The sequence below is a fragment of the Streptomyces sp. NPDC048172 genome (genome assembly GCF_043202595.1).
Lineage (GTDB): Bacteria > Actinomycetota > Actinomycetes > Streptomycetales > Streptomycetaceae > Streptomyces.
Genome location: NZ_JBIDAT010000004.1, coordinates 42,219 through 60,510 on the forward strand (window position 1 = coordinate 42,219; position 18,292 = coordinate 60,510).

The window sequence follows — 18,292 nt, forward strand, 5'->3', positions numbered from 1 at the left end:
CCCAAAAGGCACACTGCTCCCATGGATCTCGGACTGAAAGACCGCGTCTACGTCATCACCGGCGCCACCCGGGGCCTCGGATTCGCCGCCGCGCGGCAGCTGGTCGCCGAGGGCGCCAAGGTCGTCGTCTCCGGCCGCACCGAGGAGTCCGCGACGGCCGCCGCCGAGCTGCTCGCCAAGGAGGGCGGCGAGGCCGTGGGCGTCGCCGCCGACAACGCCGCGCCCGACACCCCGGCCCGCCTCGTCGAGGCCGCCCGTACCCGCTTCGGCCGCTTCGACGGCGTCCTGGTCAGCGTCGGCGGCCCGCCCGCGGGGGTCCCCGCCCAGGACATCACGGACGAGCAGTGGGAATCGGCGTTCGAGAGCGTCTTCCTGGGCGCCGTCCGTCTCGCCCGTACGGCCGCGGCCGAACTGGAGAGCGGGGGCACGATCGCGTTCGTGCTCTCGGGCTCGGTGCACGAGCCGATCCCGGGCCTCACCATCTCCAACGGCCTGCGCCCCGGCCTCGCGGGCTTCGCGAAGACCCTGGCCAACGAGCTGGGCCCGCGCGGCATCCGCGTCCTCGGGCTGCTGCCGGGCCGGATCGGCACCGAGCGGATGCAGTACCTCGACTCGCTGTCGGGCGACGGCGAGGCCGCGCGCGAGCGGAACGAGGCGTCCATCCCGCTGCGCCGCTACGGCACCCCCGAGGAGTTCGGCCGTACCGCCGCCTTCGTGCTCTCGCCCGCCGCCTCATATCTGACCGGTGTCATGCTTCCCGTCGACGGTGGAGCCCGGCACGGCTTCTAGGCCGTATCCGGCGGATCATGGTTGCCCTCGTATCAGGGCTGGGCAGGGGCTGCCCCGTACCGAGCGTCGCAGGCTGCGGCTGCTTCGTGGCTTGTCGCGCAGTTCCCCGCGCCCCTGAGGCCTCAGGGGTGCGGGGAACTGCGCGAGCAACCACAGCACAGGGCACAGGCCAACCAAGTGCCCCGCACCCCTGGGACCCCTGGGGCCCCTCAGCTCACCCGTTCGGGACGGTGCTTCGCGCCGCGCAGCCTCACCTCGGCCGGGAGTTCCGCCAGCCCGGCCGAGGCCCGCGCGTGCTCGATCGCCTCGGCGCGGAGCCGGACCAGCTCGGGTCCCGGCTCCGCGTGCGCGGCCAGCGTCAGCCCGATCCGTGCCCCCGGCTCGGTCCGGCGGCCCACCAGCGTGACGCGGGCGCGGTCGACTCCGGGCAGCGACTCGGCCTCGGCGGCAAGCACGTCCTCCAGTGCCCGGCCGCGCAGCAGCGCGCCCTCGCCGTCGCCGCTCTCCACCAGCACCTCGCCCAGGCGCCTGCGGCGGAGCTGCGCGAGCAGCCACCACAGGGTCAGCACGACGAGGACGGCGAGCGCGGCGATGACGACCGGCCACCACCAGCCCTCGCCGCGCCACTTGGTGCGGTCGGCGTCCGTGAGCAGCACGTCGTCGGGCCCCGCCCAGGGCCAGCCCGAGGGCAGCGAGACGTTCCAGCGGTCCGGCAGGTCCAGCCCGCCCGCCAGCACGGCCAGGCCGAGCAGGAGCAGCACAAGACCGGTGAGCCCGGTCAGCGCCCGGTTCACGATCCGCAGCATCGCCCTCGCCTCACCGTTTCGCCGGTCGTCGTACGTGCACGGACAGGCCCGGCCGACGGGCGAGCCCGAGCTGCTGGATGCCGTCCTCCAGCGCCGCGTCCAGGTCGCCGCGCACCTCGTCGAGGTCGCGGAAGTGCGCCTGGGCCCGCGCCCTGACCTTGCGCCGCTTGACGTCGACCCGTACGGACCGGACGCCCGCGACCTCCATCGCCCGGTCGCGCAGCACCAGCGCCGCCGCCCTGCGCTCCAGTCCGGCGCGCACCTGCGGGACGTCGCGGCGCATGGGCAGCAGCCCGCGCAGGCCGGGGGTCAGTGCGAGCACGAGCAGCCAGAGCCCGAGCAGCGCGGCGACGGCGGCGCCCGCGAGCACGGGGGTGCTGTCGAGGCGGGTGGTCGCCAGCTCGTCCGCGAACGTGCGCCGCCAGGACATGCCCGGCCGGTCGGCCCGTACGGACGCGACGTCGTACAGCAGCACTCCGGCGCCCGCGAGCAGCACCAGCGCGACGAGCCCGGCGACGCGGCGGCGCGGCGACCAGAACCGGCCGGACCTGCCGCCTTCGGCGTCGGTGCCCTGGCCGGGGGTGTACGCGGCGGCGGACTCGGACTGTTCGAGAGTGTCGCCGGACGCCGGGCCCGTGCCCTGGCCGCTCTTCTTCAGTGTGATGTTCCCGGTGGTCTCGTGCGCGTCGCTCACGTCACCCTCCCGGGGGCTCCGCCCTTGAGGTGCGCCGAGTGCAGCCGTTCGACGTCGACCGCCACGTGCGGCACCTCCATGCCGACCAATTCCCTTACCCGTTCGGCGACTTGTCGACGCACGGCGCCGCACTGGGCGCCGATGTCGGAGGGGTAGGCCAGTTCGAGTGCGACCCGGACGCGCGCGGACTGCTCGCGGACATCGACCGTCGCGCGGGGGCGCGCGACGGCGCCGCCGGGGAGCGCGGTGCTCCCGCCGTCCTGGCGCAGCGCCTCGCGCGCCGCCTGCGCGGCCACCTTCGCGACCACGCGGTCGGCGATCCTGGTCTCTCCGCGTGCGGCCGCGGGCACCACGCCCCCGGTCGCCACGCCCTCGGGCACCACGCCCTCGGTCACCGCGTCACCTGCGCCGTTCGTCGTTGCGGGAGTCGTTGCGGGAGCGGAAGAAGTCGCCCGCCTCCCAGTCGCCCTCCAGGAACCTCCCGGCCACGAAGCCGACGGCGCCCAGCGCCGCCACCAGCAGGAAGGCCCCGAAGCCACCGAAGTACCCGGCGAAGCCCAGCGCCATACCGGCGATCATGCCGACCACGGCCATGCTCATCGTGCGCTCCTTCGATTGGATCCCGCAGATCCCGCACTACCGTGCCAGAGTCACTGGAGGCGCGGCTTGTCCTGCTGCTCGTCGTCCTCGTCCTCTTCGTCGGGCAGCTTGACGTCGCTCACCGCGATGTTGACCTCGACGACCTCGAGCCCGGTCATCCGCTCCACCGCCGAGATGACGTTCTCCCGTACGGCGCGGGCGACGTCGGCGATCGAGACGCCGTACTCGACGACGATCTCCAGATCGAGCGCCGTCTGGACCTCGCCGACCTCGGCCTTGACCCCGCGGCTGACGCTCTTGCCGCTGCCGGGGACGCGGTCGCGCACCGCGCCGAACGTCCGGGCGAGGCCGCTGCCCATGGCGTGGACGCCGACCACGTCGCGCGCGGCGAGCCCGGCGATCTTCTCGACGACGCCGTCGGCGATGGTGGTCCGGCCCCGGGTCGCCGCGGCACCGAGGCCCTGCTCGCCGGAGTTCCCGGAGTTCTTGGCCTTGGTCCTGTCCGTGCCGGACTTCTCCGTGCCGGAGGCGTCGGAACGGTCGCGGGTACTGGTCTCGGACATTTCCCTCGCCCCTTTCGGAGGTTCGGAACGGCCTGCCGCTCCTCTGCTCACACTAAGCGTGCCCAGGAGACCGCGGCTCGTGCACGCACCACCGAACGAGTGACGCGGGGAGACCGCCGCCCGCGCGGGGGCGGGCGGTACGGGAGGCTGTGCGGAGGGCGAAAGGAGTGAGTTCCATGGGCGCGGACAGGTTGACCCAGGCCGTACGGCACCAGCTCGGTCTGGGGCGGCTGCTGCCGTTGGGCGAGGCCGGGGACGGGGCGTGGCTGACCGAGGAGACGGCGCGCGGGGTGCTGCGTCGCGCCGCGGCACGCGCCATGCCGGGCGTACGGCTGGACACGCTCCGCCTCGCGGAGGCCGGTCCGGAGGATCCGGAGGAGGCGTCGGAGTCCGCGGTTCCGGCGCCGCCGAGCGCGCTGCCGCCGGGCCCGCTCCAGCTGGAGGCGACGCTCGCGGTGACGGTGGAGGAGCCGCTGCCCGTGGTGACCGGCCGCCTCCGCACGCTCCTGCTGGCCGCGGCGGACGAGGAGTTGGGGCTCGCGGTCGCCTCGGCCGACCTGCGGGTGACGGACCTGCTGCTGGAGGCCCCGGAGCCGGAACCGGAACCGGAGGACGAGGAGCAGGAGCAGGAGCTCGAAAGGCCCGAGGAGCAGGCGGAGAGCGAAGCTCAGGGTGAGGGCGAGGGTGAGGGTCTCGCCGCGGACGTCGCCCCGGCGGTCCTCGCGGTGCCCGGGGTCGCCCGGCCCGCCCCCGTGCTGGGCTCGCCCCTGACGCTCGCCGCGGGCGACGCGACCGCCCGCGCCGTACGCGTCCAGGAGAGTGACGGCGCCCCGCCGCACCTCCTGCTGCAGCTCGCCGTCGCCCCGGGGCACCGCGCGCTGGACGTCGCACGGGCCGCCCGGGCCGCCGCCACGAAGGCGGCGGACCGGGAGGTGACCGTCGCGGTGCTGATCACGGCCGTCGAACGGGCCTGACCGGCGAGGCGGCGGGACTACCCTGGAGGGCTCAGTCGCCGAGGCCCGCCAGGTCGCGGAGACGGCGGGCCTGCGCGGCACGCTCGGCGGCACGCTGCTCCTCGTACGGACGCGAGGTCGCGCCCGCGAGCAGGGCCTTGGTCTCGACGACGGCGTCGCGCGGGGCCGCGATCAGGGCGGCCGCCAGATCGGCGCAGGCCGCGTCCAGCTCGCCCGCGGGGACCACGAGGTTGGCCAGTCCGGTGCGCTCGGCCTCCTCGGCGCGCACGGCACGGCCGGTCGCGCAGATCTCCAGCGCACGCGCGTACCCGACCAGCTCCACCAGGCGGTGGGTGCCGGTCAGGTCGGGCACGAGGCCCAGGCTGGTCTCGCGCATCGCGAACTGCGCGTCATCGGCGCAGACGCGCAGGTCGCAGGAGAGCGCGAGCTGGAAGCCCGCGCCGATGGCATGGCCCTGTACGGCCGCCACCGTGATGAGGTCCGGGCGGCGCCACCAGGTGAACGCCTCCTGGTACGTGGCGATCGCCTCGTCCAGCTTCTCGTCCGAGGCGCGGGCGAGATCGGTGAACGAGTGCTCGCCCTCGATGCCTTCGGGCTCGAACATGCGCCGGTCGAGCCCGGCGGAGAACGAGGTGCCCTCGCCGCGCAGCACGACGACCCGTATGTCCCCCGGCAGCACACGCCCCGCTTCTTCGAGGGCGCGCCACATGGCGGGGGTCTGAGCGTTCAGCTTGGCCGGATTGGCGAGCGTGACCGTGGCCACGGCACCTTCCGCCGTCAGGCGAACGCCGTCCTTGTCGAGCAGGGTCATCGAGCATCCTCCGGTGGTTACTCCACGGTTAAGTTAACTGAAGAGTAACCACCGGCAAGGATGCTCGGAAGCCTCGTCAGGACGAGGCGGCCTTCTTTCCCCGCGTCGCTCCGCCGCGACCGCGCAGGGTCACGCCGGACTCACTCAGCATCCGATGCACGAATCCGTAGGAACGGCCCGTCTCTTCGGCGAGCGCCCGGATGGACGCACCGGAGTCGTACTTCTTCTTGAGGTCTGCCGCGAGCTTTTCGCGCGCGGCGCCGGTCACCCGGCTGCCCTTCTTCAGAGTCTCGGCCACCCGTGCCTCCTCGTGGGAAGTGCGCTCTGTGACTCTCATGATCACCCCTCCCCCGTCTTCTGGCCACCCATTCGGCAAGGTCCGTACGACGAGCTTCGACCCGGGGACGGGCGGTGACGGCGCCGGAGAGACCGATTTCGCGGCGCCGCGCGCGCCGCCGTCAGCGGCCCTTCGCGGGAAGGGGCAGGTCAGGGGCGCGTACGGGACGCGGCGTGGTGGCGAGGGAGGCGCGTGCCACAGAAGCGCACGCCCGGCGCGGGGCCGCGCCGGGGTACGAGCCGCCCTCACTCAGATGAAGGATCACCGGTCGGCCGAATGATCCAGTAGAGATGGATCAAGGGCGGAGCAGGGGGCTCAGGCCAGTGCGACGAGGTCCGCGTACTCGTCGCCCCACAGGTCCTCGACGCCGTCCGGGAGCAGGATGATGCGTTCCGGCTGGAGCGCCTGGACGGCGCCCTCGTCGTGCGTGACGAGGACGACGGCGCCCGTGAACGTGTGCAGCGCGCCGAGAATCTCCTCGCGGCTGGCGGGGTCCAGGTTGTTCGTGGGCTCGTCGAGCAGCAGCACGTTCGCCGACGAGACGACGAGCGTGGCCAGCGCCAGCCGCGTCTTCTCGCCGCCGGAGAGCACACCGGCGGGCTTGTCCACGTCGTCGCCCGAGAAGAGGAACGAGCCGAGCGTCTTGCGCAGCGCCACCAGATCCGTGTCCGGGGCCGCCGAGCGCATGTTCTCCAGCACCGTGCGGTCCGGGTCGAGGGTCTCGTGCTCCTGCGCGTAATAGCCGAGCTTGAGGCCGTGGCCCGGGACGACCTTGCCGGTGTCCGGCTCCTCGACGCCGGCGAGCAGCCGCAGCAGCGTCGTCTTGCCCGCGCCGTTGAGCCCCAGGATGACGACGCGCGAGCCCTTGTCGATGGCGAGGTCGACGCCGGTGAAGATCTCCAGCGAGCCGTACGACTTCGAGAGGTCCTCGGCCATCAGGGGCGTACGCCCGCAGGGCGCCGGGTCGGGGAAGCGGAGCTTGGCGACCTTGTCGGACTGCCGCTCGCTCTCCAGCCCGGACATCAGCTTCTCGGCACGGCGGGCCATGTTCTTGGCGGCGACCGCCTTGGTGGCCTTGGCCCCCATCTTGGCGGCCTGCGTGGCGAGGGCCGTGGCCTTCTTCTCGGCGTTGGCGCGCTCGCGCTTACGCCGCTTCTCGTCGTCCTGACGCTGGATCTGGTACTGCTTCCACCCCATGTTGTAGATGTCGATGGTCGAGCGGTTGGCGTCCAGGGCGAACACCTTGTTGACGACCGTCTCGACCAGGTCGACGTCGTGGGAGATCACGATGAGGCCGCCGCGGTAGGTCTTGAGGAAGTCGCGCAGCCAGACGATCGAGTCGGCGTCGAGGTGGTTGGTGGGCTCGTCGAGGAGCAGGATGTCGGCGTCCGAGAAGAGGATCCGGGCCAGCTCGACGCGGCGGCGCTGACCGCCGGAGAGCGTGTGCAGCGGCTGGCCGAGCACCCGGTCGGGCAGGCCGAGGCTGGCCGCGATGGTGGCGGCCTCGGCCTCGGCCGCGTATCCGCCCTTGGTGAGGAACTCGGTCTCCAGGCGCTCGTACTTCTTCATCGCCTTCTCGCGGGTGGCGCCCTGGCCGTTCGCGATCCGCTGCTCGTTCTCCTTCATCTTGCGGAGCACGGTGTCCAGCTCGCGCGCGGAGAGGATGCGGTCACGGGCGAGCACGTCGAGGTCGCCGGTGCGCGGGTCCTGCGGGAGATAGCCGACCTCGCCGCTGCGCGTGATGGTGCCCGCCGCCGGGGTGCCCTCGCCCGCGAGGCACTTGGTGAGGGTGGTCTTGCCCGCCCCGTTGCGGCCGACGAGGCCGATGCGGTCGCCCTTGGCGACACGGAAGGTGGCGGACTCGATCAGCAGGCGGGCTCCGGCGCGCAGCTCAAGACCGGTGGCGGTGATCACGGGAGGACTCCAAGGCAGAAAAGACGGACGTACGCACAGGCGGGTTCAGCGAACGGGCAGGGCACGCCGGGACCGCCGCGCCGAGGGCAGCGGCGTCAGCACGGGCGTGCCGGGTGTACGCACACCTAATGCACGAGGAGATGAGGCATGAAGCCAGTCTACCGGCGGGGGGCAAACACTTTTCCGGCCCCGGGGCGTGACCTCTCACTCACCGCCGGTGTGGACCTGGAAGGCCGCACGGCGCACGGCCTTGGCGAACGCCGGGTCCGGATGCGCCGCCGCGAGCGCGACCAGCACCTGCACGGTGCGGGGATGGCCGGTGGCTCGGACCTCTTTGAGAAGGGCCGGAACCGAGCCCTGGACGGCCGTCTCCAGATGGTCGACGAGAAGCCGTTCCTCCCCGTGGTCGGTGACCGCCGCCGCGGTGTCCACCCACAGCCAGGTGGCCTCTTCCCGGGTGAGCACGCCGGGCGCTCCGCCCGCCAGGTCCTCCGGGTCGGTACCGGCCAGTTCCGCGAGCCACAGCAGCGCGTACGGCCGCAGGCTCGGCTCCCCCGCCGCCTCCCGTACGGCCGCCTCGGCCGGGGCGCCGACGACGCGCAGCGCCTCGAAGGCCAGTCCGCGGATGAGCGCGTCCTCGCCCCGTGCCGCCTCCAGCAGCTCGGTGACGGCGGGCCCGGTGGGCCGCGCGGCCAGCCAGGCCCGGTACTCGGCGCGGGCGGGTCCCGGGGTCATACGGGCGCAGCCGCGCAGCATGTCCTCGGCGGGCTGCTCGATGTTGCCCGCGGGGCTCTGCGCCGCGACGCAGATCTGTTCGAGCTTGGTCCACACCGCCCAGTTGCCGAGCGGGGTGAGGACGGCGGAGCCCTGCCGTACGCCCGTCTCCTCGTCCGGGCAGCGGGTGAGCGCGCCCACGGCGGCGAGTCCGTCGAGCGCCCAGTCCAGCAGCCCCGGAAGGGTGACTCCCAGCGCGGTCCCGGTGGTTGGCGCCTCGGGGTCGCGCTCGGCGCGGATCTCGGCGATGCGCTGGGCGAGCAGGTCGTGCAGGAGCGGGAAGGTGACGGGCCCGCCGGACAGGTGCATCACGGAGAGGAACTGCGGCACCGCCTCGACGATCTCGGAGACGAGCCCCTGCTCGTGCGGGGCGGGCGCCGGGTAGGCCAGCGACCAGGCGTCGAAGAGGGCGACCCAGCCGCGCAGCACGGCGCTGTCGTCGCGGTCCCAGGCGCGCAGCCGCCAGCCCGCGCGGGCCGTGTCGCCGTGCAGCTCGATGAGCCCGGCGAGACGGGCACGGTCCCAGTGCGTACGGACGAGCCGGGCGGGGATGCCCAGGCCCGTGGCGGCCCGCTCGACCTCGGCGAAGGTCTGGAGCGAGGTGCCGTCGTGCGCGGCCCAGCGCGCCAGCCGGACGGCCTCCTTGAGCGACGCGCGTGCCATGCGCGCCAGTTGGTCACGGGAGGGCACGCCCTCCGGTGGCCTGGGCGTGCTCGTGGCACGCCTGGTGGTCACCGTGCGCCGGGCGGCGGCGACGGGCTGTCGGGGAACAAGGCGGAGCCGGGTGTCGCGCGGTGTACGGGACGACGTCACAGGGAGCAGTCTTCCTGGCGTGCCGGGGAAACCCAAACCTGGGGTGCCCTTTCCGGAAACACGGCACGTGAACCGCGTGAAACGGATGAAGCGGAACCCCGTTCTCACTCCCGCTCTCACATCAACGGCGTCAGAAAGCGCCGCAGCGCCTCCTCGTACCCCTCCGGGTCGGCGTTCCACATGGCGGCGTGCGGGGCGTGCTCCACGGTGTGCAGCGTGACCAGGTCGGGGCGGCTCTCCGCGAGCGCCCGCGAGGCGGCCCAGGGCGCGACGGTGTCGTCCGGGCCGTGCACCAGCAGCGTCGGCAGGTTGAGGCTCGCCGGGTGCGCGACGGCGGCCAGGCGCTCCTCCGACAGGCCCGTACGCCCCTGGACCGCGCGGACCGTGAGGGGCAGCAGGACGCGCGGAGTGCCCTGAGCGGCGGCCAGCGCGCGCAGGGTGCGCTTCCAGTCCAGTACGGGCGAGTCGAGCACGAGTCCGCTGATCCGGTCGCGCAGCGCGGAGTTGGCGGCCGCGTGGAGCGCCATCGTGGCCCCGCTGGACCAGCCGTACAGGATGACGCGCTCGGCGCCGTACCGGACGGCGTAGCGGATGGCGGCGTCCAGGTCGCGCCATTCGGAGTCGCCGAGGTGGCTGATGCCGTCCAGGGGGCGCGGCGCGCCCGGGTCGCCCCTGTAGGCGATGTCCAGGACGGGCAGGCGCTGTTGGCGGAGGAACGGGAGCACGGTCATCGGGTGCTCCCTGGTGGCGCCCAGGCCGTGCACGGCGATGACCCAGTGCGCGCGGTCGCCGGGGACGAACCACGCGGGCAGCGTGCCGAGTTCGCCGGGGATGTCGACCTCGGTGAACTCCAGCCCGAGCGCGGACCCCGGGTCCCCGGTGTGCACGACGGGAGTGAGCCGTACGGTCGAACCGGTGCTCAACTGCCCCTGTGTGACGCGGTCGAGCCGCCGTACGACGGTGGAGGGCGCCCCTTCGTCCGTACGTGCGTCGAGGACGGGTCCGACGACCGCGTGGGTGCCCCGTCCCGTCAGCCCGTAGACGCCGGGGAGACCCGCCGTCAGCGTGCGGGTGAGGGCGACCGTTCCGGGCGCCGTGGAGTGCACGGTGAGCGGTGGACCCTCGAACCCGGCGGGGAGCGGTCCGCGACCGTCCCGCCGGGCCTTCATGGGGCGCAGGGCGCGCCCGGCGGCGTACCGTCCGGCCGCCACGGCGGCCGCTCCGGCACTCAGTACGGAGGAGGCGGCGACGGCCGCCGTTCGCAGACGCATCTCGCCCAGTGTCAGCGGGGACGGCGTGCACGGCCAGTGGGCTGCGTCGCCCGGGTGACGCACGGGGCGTGCGACGGGGGCCGCGCGCCCGCGCACCGGGGCCTTCCCGTGTCCGGGCGGGACCGGCGGCGTTCTGCATATGACCTGCCCAGACCCCCCGTCCCCTCCCCTGGATGCCCTGTATGTCCGCCACGCATGTCGCCCCGGCCGGCCGGCGCTCGTACGCGCTGACCGTGACCGCCGCCGCTCTCGCCCTCGCGGGAACCGCCTTCCTGGAGACCCCGGCACCGGCGGTGTCCGCCGGAACGGTCTCCGCCGGGAAGCCGAGGGGGCACGATGTCTCCTCGCACCAGGGGAAGGTCGACTGGAGACGGGCCCGCGCGAAGGGAGCCTCGTTCGTGTACGTCAAGGCGACCGAGGGCACCAGCTACAAGAACCCGCACTTCGTCCAGCAGTACGACGGTTCGCGCGCGGCGGGGCTGCTGCGCGGCGCCTACCATTTCGCGCGGGCCGACACGTCCTCCGGCCGGGCGCAGGCCGCCTATTTCGTCCGCAACGGCGGCCAGTGGCGACGGGACGGGGTCACGCTCCCTCCCGCGGTGGACCTGGAGTCGGTCCACGGCAAGCCCTGTCACGGGCTGAGCCGGGCCCGGATGCGTGGCTGGATCCGGTCGTTCAGCGCGGAGGTGCTGCGCCGTACGGACCGCTACCCCACGATCTACACCTCGGCCCGGTGGTGGCAGCGCTGCACGGGCGGCAGCCGTCAGTTCGGGGCGAACCATCCGCTGTGGCTGGCCGACTGGGGCGCCGAGGCGGGCCCGCTCCCGGCGGGATGGCGATACCGCACCATCTGGCAGTACGCGAACAAAGGGCGTCTTCCGGGTGACCAGAACGTCTTCGACGGGTCCATGAAACAGCTCAGAAGATACGCTCGCGGCTGACTCGCACCCCGCTGACGAACGCGTGACGTCGCAGGTCAGCGCGGGGTTTTCGATCGCTTGACCAACCATAGAGCAAAGCGTGACGGAGGGATTACAACAGGTGTCGGGTGGTGACACCTCGATGCCCGTCCCAGTTCACCTTCCGTTCACCCGCCGTCTTTACGTTCACGACGTCATTGACCTTCGAACTGATTGTGCCTGGTGACTGGATGGAACACATCACGCTTCTCATCGGGATCGTGATCGTCACGGCCTTGGTGTTCGACTTCACGAACGGCTTCCACGACACGGCCAACGCCATGGCCACCACCATCTCCACCGGGGCCCTCACGCCCCGGGTCGCGGTCGCGATGTCCGCGGTGCTCAACCTCGTTGGCGCCTTCCTCTCCATCGAGGTCGCCAAGACCATCTCCTCGGGAATCATCGACGAAGGGTCCGGCATCAAGCCCGAAGTGATCTTCGCCGGGCTGGTCGGCGCGATCATCTGGAACCTGCTGACATGGCTGGCCGGACTTCCCTCCAGTTCCTCGCACGCACTGATGGGCGGCCTCATCGGCGCCACCCTCGCCTCCGTCGGCACGAACGCCGTGAACGGCGACGTCGTCGTGATGAAGGTCCTCATCCCCGCTCTCGCGGCCCCGCTGGTCGCGGGCATCGCCTCGGTCCTCGCGACCCGGCTGACGTACCGCGTCGCCCGTGACGCGGACCCGGAGCACACCTCCAAGGGCTACCGCACCGGGCAGATCACCTCCGCGGCCCTCGTCTCCCTGGCGCACGGCACCAATGACGCACAGAAGACCATGGGTGTCATCACCCTCGCCCTGGTCACCGGCGGCGCCCTGGCGCCGGGCTCGGACCCGCCGGTCTGGGTCATCGCCTCGGCGGGCCTCGCCATCGCGCTGGGCACGTACCTCGGCGGCTGGCGGATCATCCGCACCATGGGCAAGGGCATCACCGACATCCAGCCCCCGCAGGGCTTCGCGGCCCAGACCAGCGCGGCGGCCACCATCCTGGCCTCCTCGCACATCGGCTTCTCCCTCTCCACCACGCACGTCTGCTCCGGCGCCGTCATGGGCTCCGGGATCGGCCGCAAGGGCGGCGTCGTGCGGTGGTCGACGGCGGGCCGCATGGTCGTCGGCTGGGCGCTGACCCTGCCCGCCGCCGGTCTCGTCGCCGCCGGTTCGGCCCTGCTGGCCGACCAGGGCGACTGGGGCGTGACCACGGTGGCGGTGCTGCTGGTCGCCATCTGCGCCGCGATCTGGCTCCGCTCCCGACAGGAGCCGGTCGACCACACGAACGTCAACGACATGGGCCCGGAGGCCGCGCCCGCCGCCTCGGCGACGGAGACCGAGCCCCCCGGGGTCGTCACAACCGCGATGCAGGCGGTCGCGCCGCCTCCGCCGCCGTCAGCCGCAGCACCCGCCGACGACGAGCCGACGACGGCGCACGCACCCGCCCAGCGGGCCGCGTCCGCGACGAGCCTCTCCTAGGCCCAGGCCGGAAGGAAGACCGCAATGGACATCGACTGGGCCGCACTCGGCCAGGTCTTCGGAGTCAGCCTCGTGGCGACGGTCGCCCTCGTGGGCGTCTTCACCCTCGGCATCGTCGGCGGCTCCGCCCGCCGCGCGGACGGCGGCACTCCCGCACTCGCCCGCGCGGGCGCGTACACGTGCTACGCGGTGTGCGCCGCGGCGGTGGTGTTCGGGATCTATCTGATCGCGGCGTAGCCAGGCGCCAGGTGTCAGGCGCCAGACATCCGGCGCCGGACACCCGGGCACCACGTGCCCCACTCCATGAAGAACGCCCCCGGGATCACTCCCGGGGGCGTTCTTCATGCCTTCTCGGCGTATGGCGAACTGACGCACTGCTATGTTCTGCGTCACATCGGCCAGCGGCGAAGTGCCATGTGTCATATTGGAGACGTCGGCTGGGTAGGACCCAACTCGACTGGCCCATAAGGATGTTGTCGGCCAGACAGTGGCTCGCTTCCAGCTGACGGCACGCCACCATGCGAAGAGAGAGAAGGCAGCATGACCAGAGAAGCTGATCCGAGCCTGAACCGTCGCAGGCTCCGGATCGAGCTGCGCAAGGCACGGGAGCAGTCGGAGAAGACGCAGAAGGACGTGGCCGACGCCCTTGAGTGGTCACTCTCGAAGCTCATCCGCATCGAGGCCGGGACCGTCGGGATCTCCATCACCGACCTGCGCGCCCTGCTCCAGCTGTACGGGATCACCGACCCGGACGCCGTGCACGACCTGGAGGAGGCGGCACGGGCCTCCAAGGGCCAGTCGTGGTGGACGCAGTACACCGACATGCTCAACCCGAAGGTGGCGCAGCTCCTCAGCTACGAGGGAGCGGCCGAGGAGTACCGCTGCTACGAGTGCGTCCTCATGCCCGCCGTACTGCAGACGTCCGAGTACACGAGCGCGCTGCTGGCCCCGTTCGACTCCCCTGACACCCCGCGCGCCGTCGAGCTGCGGGCCACGCGTCAGGAACGGCTCTTCGACGACGGGGTCGGGCCGACGGCGGAGTTCGTGCTCGCGGAGTCGCTGCTGCATCTGCAGATCGGCGGGCCGACCGTGCTGCGCAAACAGCTGGACCACCTGCTCGCGCGCGCCGGGCAGCCGGGCGTCTCCGTGCGCGTCCTCCCCTTCTCGGCGGGCGCCCACCGCAGCACCTCCAGGTCGTTCATCCTGCTCGGGCTCAAGGACGACGACGACCTGCTCTTCATGGAGGGCGCCGGAGGGACGGTCCTGACGCGCAGCGACATGGAGATGACCGTCTGGTACCAGGAGTGCTTCGCGGACATCAGCGAGCGCGCCCTGTCGATCGAAGAGTCCCGGACGCGGATCGAGCACGTCAGGGACGCCTTGAGCAGCAGTTAGTCCCTGACGGGGCGAGGGCAGGAAGGACGCGGCAGTGTCCGGTTGGCAGGAATGGCGGGAGCGGTTAGGCGGAGCGTTACGCGCCCTCAGGGGCGCGCCCGACGCGGCCGCCCGTCCTCCGGACGCCGAGGAGGGCGAGCTGTCGGCCGGGCTCACCGAGCGCGGCACGAACCTCCTCATCACCCTTGAGGCGGCCAGGACGGACAACCAGATCCGGCTGACCTACGCGCGCGCCCTCGCCACCTCGCTCCGGCTGCTCATCGGGGGCGGTGCGGTGGCATGCGCCACCTACGCGGGCGGAGGCTGGGCGCTCGTGCTGAGCGTGTGCGGCGCCTCGCTCCTCGCCGCCTGCTGCGTGGTCGTGGGACGCCGAATACGCCGCGCCGTCAACGGTGGCGCGGACCGCGGGGACGGCCGTGGGAGAGACGGCCGGGGAAGAGACGACCGCGCGTAGGCGCGAGCCCGTACCAGAGCCCCGCTCCGCCGGCGACGAGCGCGGCCACCAGCCCCCACACCACCGCCCGTGCCGCCCCTTCCGGCGCCAGCAGCGAGGCGGCGGCTCCGAGTCCGGTGGCGAGAAGTCCCACGGCGAGGCTGTATCTCGCGGTGAGGGAGAGAGGAGAGCGCGGGTCCCGCCCGGCACGGCTCTCCCCCGGGCGCCGCACCGCGTCTTCCGTCCGGTCGGGCATCGCCCCCACCGCCATCCCCTCCGCCTGAGGGAGTCCAGGCGCCGTCGTCAGTCCTCCGCGACCCAAGTCGCCGTGGTGGCCAGGAAACTACTCCATTGCGCGGTCGTAAAGGCGAGTACGTCGCCATCGGGACACTTGGAGTCCCGCACCAGGATCCGGCCCGCGGCGTCGCTGACCTCGACGCACGCACCGGGTCCGTCATTGCTGTAGCTACTCTTGATCCATATACCCGCGGACGAGTCTTCCTCGAACACTGCGACCTCCTCCGGCCCGAAAGCCAGCGCCCCGACGTGGCCGCGCGTCTGTGGCATGCGCCCCCCTTGCCGGCCCCGCGCTGCCGCCGAAGCCGGACACATTCGGTCGCATACCGTCCGCCGCAGGCAAGAAATCGCCTCCTGCCGTCGTTTGGCGCTCTCCCGTTTGTCATGTGCAGTCTTCCCAGCGGTCCGGGGCGCAAAGGTGCATTACTGGTCGCACGACTGCGGAAGTGCGGCGCGTGTGGGGCTCACCACTCCGCCCCCATTGCAGGTCAACAGCAAGTTGACGCCTCTCGGCCAACGTGGTGGACTTCCGGTGCCAAACGGCGGCATGGAGAGGAAGCCGGTGCGAATCCGGCGCGGTCCCGCCACTGTCACCGGGGAGCGCTCCCTCACCCAGAGCCACGGTCGCGTCGCGCGGCTGGAAGGCCGGGGCGGGCGTCGATCCGGGAGCCAGGAGACTCTCGCCGTCGGTCACGTCGAGCCAGGGCGAGGACCCTGAGTGAGGACACATGTCATGCGCGGCCCCGCCCTGAGCGATTCCGGTCCCCTGCCACCGACGCCACCTCTGCCGCCGCTGTTCCGCCGAGGCGCCGCGGCGCGCTGAATGATGCGGATGCGGGCTTCTTACGCGTACGCCTGCGGCGCCGCCCTCGGATACGCCGTCGATCTTCTGCTGGGTGACCCCCGGCGCGGCCACCCCGTCGCCGCCTTCGGGCGGGCCGCCGGGGCGCTGGAGCGGCATGTGTGGCGGGACCGGCGGGACGCGGGCGCCGGGTACGCCGTGCTGGCCGCGGGCGCCGTGGTCACGGGTGCGGCCGTGCTGGAACGGGCCGTGCGGGACCGGCCCGGCGCGCGGACCGTGCTGACGGCCGCCGCCGTGTGGAGCGTGCTGGGCGGGACGAGCCTGGCGCGGGAGGCGCGGGCCGTCGGCTCGGCGCTGGCCGCCGGGGACGTCGAGGTGGCCCGGGAGCGGCTGCCGCACCTGTGCGGGCGGGACCCGCAGGCGCTGGACGCGGAGGCACTGGCGCGCGCTGTCGTGGAGTCGGTCGCGGAGAACACCTCGGACGCCGTCGTGGGCGCCCTCGTGTGGGGCGCGGTCGCGGGAGTGCCGGGCATGGCCGGGTTCCGGGCGCTCAACACGCTGGACGCGATGGTGGGGCACAAGTCGCCGCGGCACCTCCGGTTCGGCTGGGCGGCGGCGCGGCTGGACGACGTCGTGGGGTGTCCGGGAGCGCGGCTGACGGCGGTGCTCGCGGCCGTTGCCGGTGACGACGCGCGCGGAGCCGTACGGGCGTGGCGCGAGGACGCGCACCGGCATCCGAGCCCGAACGCGGGGCCCGTGGAGGCCGCGTTCGCGGGCGCGCTCGGCGTACGGCTGGGCGGCACCCTCGCGTACGGCGGCCGTACGGAGCACCGTCCGGTCCTCAACACCTCCGGGCGGCCCGTACGGACGGAGGACATCGCGCGTGCCGTACGGCTGTCGCGACGGGTGAGCGCGCTGGCGTTCGCCACCACCGTGGCGGCGGGCGCCGTGCGGATGAGGGTGCGGGAGGGAGTGCGCCGTGGGCGCGAAGGGAAGCGCTAGGGACGGCGGGACGGGCGGCGGGACCGGCGGCGGGCTGCTCGTCGCGGGGACGACCTCGGACGCGGGCAAGAGCGTCGTGACGGCGGGAATCTGCCGCTGGCTGGCGCGCAAGGGGATCAGCGTGGCGCCGTTCAAGGCGCAGAACATGTCACTGAACTCGTTCGTGACGCGGGACGGCGCCGAGATAGGCCGCGCCCAGGCCATGCAGGCCGCCGCGGCCCGGGTGGAGCCCAGCGCGCTGATGAACCCCGTACTGCTCAAGCCCGGCAGCGACCGCACCAGCCAAGTGGTGCTCATGGGGCGTGCCGTGGGCGAGATGTCGGCCAAGGGCTACTTCGGGAACCACCGCAGCGGCGTGTACGGGCGGCGTGAGGACCTTCTGGAGCCCGTCGTCGCCTGTCTGGAGGAGCTGCGGCGTACGCACGACGCGGTCGTCTGCGAGGGCGCGGGCAGCCCCGCGGAGATCAACCTGCGGCGCAACGACATCGTCAACATGGGCCTGGCGCGCGCCGCGCGGCTGCCCGTGCTGGTGGTCGGGGACATCGACAGGGGAGGCGTCTTCGCCTCGCTGTTCGGGACGACCGCACTGCTGGCCGAGGAGGACCAGGCGCTGCTGGCGGGCTATCTGGTCAACAAGTTCCGCGGGGACGTCTCGCTGCTGGAGCCCGGCCTGGAGATGCTGCGGAAGCTGACGGGGCGGTCGACGTACGGGGTGCTGCCCTTCCAGCACGGGCTGGGCATCGACGAGGAGGACGGGCTGCGTGTCTCCCTGCGCGGCACGGTGCGCGAATCCGAGGTGACGGCGCCGTACGGCGCGGACGTGCTGCGGGTGGCGGTGCTCCCCGTGCCGCTGATGTCGAACTTCACGGACGTCGACGCGCTGGCCGCCGAGCCCGGCGTGGTCGTGCGGTTCTGCGACCGTCCCGAGGAGCTGTCCGACGCCGATCTGGTGGTGGTGCCGGGGACGCGCGGCACCGTCAGGGCACTGGAGTGGCTGCGGGCGCGCGGACTGGCCGACGCGCTCGCCCGGCGGGCGGCCGAAGGACGCCCCGTACTGGGCATCTGCGGCGGCTACCAGGTGCTCGGCGAGCGCATCGAGGACGACGTCGAGTCCCGTGCCGGAACGGTCGAAGCGCTCGGACTGCTGCCCCTGCGGGTGCGGTTCGCGCGGGAGAAGACCCTCGCGCGCCCGGAGGGCACGGCCCTCGGCGAGCCCGTCGAGGGGTACGAGATCCACCACGGCGTCGCGGACGTACGCGGCGGCGAGCCGTTCCTCGGCGACGGCTGCCGGGTCGGCTCCGTATGGGGCACGCACTGGCACGGCTCGCTGGAGTCCGACGCGTTCCGGCGGGCCTTTCTGCGCCGGGTGGCGGCCGACGCGGGCCGCGCCTTCGTGCCCGCCCCTGAGACGAGTTTCGCCGCGCTGCGCGAGGAACAGCTCGACCGTCTCGGCGATCTGGTCGAGGAGCACGCGGACACCGCCGCGCTGCTGCGGCTCATCGAGGAGGGCGCGCCGGAAGGGCTGCCGTTCGTGGGGCCGGGAGCGCCCCTGTGACACACCCGCTCCCCCACTCCCTGGCCCCCAT

At 72.9% G+C, this 18,292-nt stretch carries 20 protein-coding genes and 1 riboswitch; of the genes, 9 read left to right on the top strand and 11 right to left on the bottom strand.

Annotation, left to right across the window (positions count from 1 at the left end):
* The first annotated feature begins 21 nt into the window (after positions 1-21).
* Positions 22-789 carry an SDR family oxidoreductase gene (locus ACGF3A_RS17970; RefSeq protein WP_393730837.1) on the top strand — a complete coding sequence of 256 codons (768 nt, stop codon included), beginning with the start codon at positions 22-24 and terminating at the stop codon, positions 787-789.
* 209 nt (positions 790-998) lie between these two features.
* On the opposite strand, the gene amaP is transcribed toward ACGF3A_RS17970, so the two are convergent.
* The 5 genes from amaP to ACGF3A_RS17995 are packed head-to-tail and all read right to left on the bottom strand — an operon-like array spanning position 999 to position 3,452.
* Positions 999-1,595 (bottom strand): alkaline shock response membrane anchor protein AmaP, encoded by a 597-nt coding sequence (amaP, locus tag ACGF3A_RS17975; RefSeq protein ID WP_393730839.1) that lies wholly within the window; start codon positions 1,593-1,595, stop codon positions 999-1,001.
* 10 nt (positions 1,596-1,605) lie between these two features.
* Positions 1,606-2,259, bottom strand: coding sequence for a DUF6286 domain-containing protein (locus ACGF3A_RS17980; protein ID WP_393731873.1), 654 nt, complete (start codon positions 2,257-2,259; stop codon positions 1,606-1,608).
* Positions 2,260-2,285: 26 nt separating this feature from the next.
* Positions 2,286-2,684, bottom strand: coding sequence for an Asp23/Gls24 family envelope stress response protein (locus ACGF3A_RS17985; RefSeq protein ID WP_393730841.1), 399 nt, complete (start codon positions 2,682-2,684; stop codon positions 2,286-2,288).
* Between the two features lie 4 nt (positions 2,685-2,688).
* Positions 2,689-2,889 carry a hypothetical protein gene (locus ACGF3A_RS17990; protein WP_393730843.1) on the bottom strand — a complete coding sequence of 67 codons (201 nt, stop codon included), beginning with the start codon at positions 2,887-2,889 and terminating at the stop codon, positions 2,689-2,691.
* 50 nt (positions 2,890-2,939) lie between these two features.
* Positions 2,940-3,452 (bottom strand): Asp23/Gls24 family envelope stress response protein, encoded by a 513-nt coding sequence (locus ACGF3A_RS17995; RefSeq protein WP_393730845.1) that lies wholly within the window; start codon positions 3,450-3,452, stop codon positions 2,940-2,942.
* Positions 3,453-3,628: 176 nt separating this feature from the next.
* On the opposite strand from ACGF3A_RS17995, the gene ACGF3A_RS18000 reads away from it, so the two are divergent.
* Complete coding sequence (locus ACGF3A_RS18000; protein WP_393730847.1) at positions 3,629-4,426, top strand: nucleopolyhedrovirus P10 family protein; 798 nt, start codon at positions 3,629-3,631, stop codon at positions 4,424-4,426.
* A 31-nt stretch (positions 4,427-4,457) separates the two neighbouring features.
* On the opposite strand, the gene ACGF3A_RS18005 is transcribed toward ACGF3A_RS18000, so the two are convergent.
* The 5 genes from ACGF3A_RS18005 to ACGF3A_RS18025 all read right to left on the bottom strand — a co-directional run bounded on the left by ACGF3A_RS18005 (position 4,458) and on the right by ACGF3A_RS18025 (position 10,346).
* On the bottom strand, positions 4,458-5,237 hold the full coding sequence (locus ACGF3A_RS18005; RefSeq protein ID WP_393730849.1) for an enoyl-CoA hydratase/isomerase family protein: 780 nt from the start codon (positions 5,235-5,237) through the stop codon (positions 4,458-4,460).
* 76 nt (positions 5,238-5,313) lie between these two features.
* On the bottom strand, positions 5,314-5,535 hold the full coding sequence (locus tag ACGF3A_RS18010) for a helix-turn-helix domain-containing protein (protein WP_323377788.1): 222 nt from the start codon (positions 5,533-5,535) through the stop codon (positions 5,314-5,316).
* A gap of 354 nt (positions 5,536-5,889) precedes the next feature.
* Positions 5,890-7,488 (bottom strand): ABC-F family ATP-binding cassette domain-containing protein, encoded by a 1,599-nt coding sequence (locus tag ACGF3A_RS18015; protein WP_393730851.1) that lies wholly within the window; start codon positions 7,486-7,488, stop codon positions 5,890-5,892.
* Positions 7,489-7,692: 204 nt separating this feature from the next.
* A complete protein-coding gene (locus ACGF3A_RS18020) occupies positions 7,693-8,952 on the bottom strand; it encodes a hypothetical protein (RefSeq protein WP_393731874.1) in 1,260 nt (419 codons plus the stop codon).
* A 239-nt stretch (positions 8,953-9,191) separates the two neighbouring features.
* Complete coding sequence (locus ACGF3A_RS18025) at positions 9,192-10,346, bottom strand: alpha/beta hydrolase (protein WP_393730853.1); 1,155 nt, start codon at positions 10,344-10,346, stop codon at positions 9,192-9,194.
* A gap of 182 nt (positions 10,347-10,528) precedes the next feature.
* Here ACGF3A_RS18025 and ACGF3A_RS18030 point away from each other — a divergent pair, with 182 nt between their 5' ends.
* From ACGF3A_RS18030 to ACGF3A_RS18050, 5 genes are all read left to right on the top strand, one after another.
* Positions 10,529-11,287, top strand: coding sequence for a lysozyme (locus ACGF3A_RS18030; protein ID WP_393730855.1), 759 nt, complete (start codon positions 10,529-10,531; stop codon positions 11,285-11,287).
* A 209-nt stretch (positions 11,288-11,496) separates the two neighbouring features.
* Positions 11,497-12,777 carry an anion permease gene (locus ACGF3A_RS18035; RefSeq protein ID WP_393730857.1) on the top strand — a complete coding sequence of 427 codons (1,281 nt, stop codon included), beginning with the start codon at positions 11,497-11,499 and terminating at the stop codon, positions 12,775-12,777.
* 24 nt (positions 12,778-12,801) lie between these two features.
* The gene (locus ACGF3A_RS18040) at positions 12,802-13,014 is read left to right on the top strand and encodes a hypothetical protein (protein WP_393730859.1); all 213 of its coding nucleotides are present in this window, start codon (positions 12,802-12,804) and stop codon (positions 13,012-13,014) included.
* A 303-nt stretch (positions 13,015-13,317) separates the two neighbouring features.
* Complete coding sequence (locus ACGF3A_RS18045; RefSeq protein WP_393730861.1) at positions 13,318-14,172, top strand: helix-turn-helix domain-containing protein; 855 nt, start codon at positions 13,318-13,320, stop codon at positions 14,170-14,172.
* 34 nt (positions 14,173-14,206) lie between these two features.
* On the top strand, positions 14,207-14,626 hold the full coding sequence (locus ACGF3A_RS18050) for a hypothetical protein (RefSeq protein ID WP_393730863.1): 420 nt from the start codon (positions 14,207-14,209) through the stop codon (positions 14,624-14,626).
* A 282-nt stretch (positions 14,627-14,908) separates the two neighbouring features.
* On the opposite strand, the gene ACGF3A_RS18055 is transcribed toward ACGF3A_RS18050, so the two are convergent.
* Positions 14,909-15,172, bottom strand: coding sequence for a DUF397 domain-containing protein (locus ACGF3A_RS18055; RefSeq protein WP_393730865.1), 264 nt, complete (start codon positions 15,170-15,172; stop codon positions 14,909-14,911).
* Positions 15,173-15,453: 281 nt separating this feature from the next.
* A riboswitch (cobalamin riboswitch) is annotated at positions 15,454-15,582 on the top strand.
* A gap of 152 nt (positions 15,583-15,734) precedes the next feature.
* Between ACGF3A_RS18055 and ACGF3A_RS18060 the strand changes: the two genes are divergently transcribed.
* A complete protein-coding gene (locus tag ACGF3A_RS18060; RefSeq protein ID WP_393730867.1) occupies positions 15,735-16,706 on the top strand; it encodes a cobalamin biosynthesis protein in 972 nt (323 codons plus the stop codon).
* Complete coding sequence (locus ACGF3A_RS18065) at positions 16,684-18,261, top strand: cobyric acid synthase (protein ID WP_393730869.1); 1,578 nt, start codon at positions 16,684-16,686, stop codon at positions 18,259-18,261. The genes ACGF3A_RS18060 and ACGF3A_RS18065 overlap by 23 nt, the downstream gene beginning before the upstream one ends.
* Positions 18,262-18,292: the final 31 nt, after the last annotated feature.

Excerpts from the sequence above, each read along its gene's own strand:
- ACGF3A_RS17970 (WP_393730837.1), top strand. The coding sequence starts at position 22 with ATGGATCTCGGACTGAAAGACCGCGTCTACGTCATCACCGGCGCCACC.
- amaP (WP_393730839.1), bottom strand. The coding sequence starts at position 1,595 with ATGCTGCGGATCGTGAACCGGGCGCTGACCGGGCTCACCGGTCTTGTG.
- ACGF3A_RS17990 (WP_393730843.1), bottom strand. The coding sequence starts at position 2,889 with ATGAGCATGGCCGTGGTCGGCATGATCGCCGGTATGGCGCTGGGCTTC.
- ACGF3A_RS17995 (WP_393730845.1), bottom strand. The coding sequence starts at position 3,452 with ATGTCCGAGACCAGTACCCGCGACCGTTCCGACGCCTCCGGCACGGAG.
- ACGF3A_RS18000 (WP_393730847.1), top strand. The coding sequence starts at position 3,629 with ATGGGCGCGGACAGGTTGACCCAGGCCGTACGGCACCAGCTCGGTCTG.
- ACGF3A_RS18005 (WP_393730849.1), bottom strand. The coding sequence starts at position 5,237 with ATGACCCTGCTCGACAAGGACGGCGTTCGCCTGACGGCGGAAGGTGCC.
- ACGF3A_RS18025 (WP_393730853.1), bottom strand. The coding sequence starts at position 10,346 with ATGCGTCTGCGAACGGCGGCCGTCGCCGCCTCCTCCGTACTGAGTGCC.
- ACGF3A_RS18030 (WP_393730855.1), top strand. The coding sequence starts at position 10,529 with ATGTCCGCCACGCATGTCGCCCCGGCCGGCCGGCGCTCGTACGCGCTG.
- ACGF3A_RS18035 (WP_393730857.1), top strand. The coding sequence starts at position 11,497 with ATGGAACACATCACGCTTCTCATCGGGATCGTGATCGTCACGGCCTTG.
- ACGF3A_RS18040 (WP_393730859.1), top strand. The coding sequence starts at position 12,802 with ATGGACATCGACTGGGCCGCACTCGGCCAGGTCTTCGGAGTCAGCCTC.
- ACGF3A_RS18045 (WP_393730861.1), top strand. The coding sequence starts at position 13,318 with ATGACCAGAGAAGCTGATCCGAGCCTGAACCGTCGCAGGCTCCGGATC.
- ACGF3A_RS18055 (WP_393730865.1), bottom strand. The coding sequence starts at position 15,172 with ATGCCACAGACGCGCGGCCACGTCGGGGCGCTGGCTTTCGGGCCGGAG.
- ACGF3A_RS18060 (WP_393730867.1), top strand. The coding sequence starts at position 15,735 with ATGCGGGCTTCTTACGCGTACGCCTGCGGCGCCGCCCTCGGATACGCC.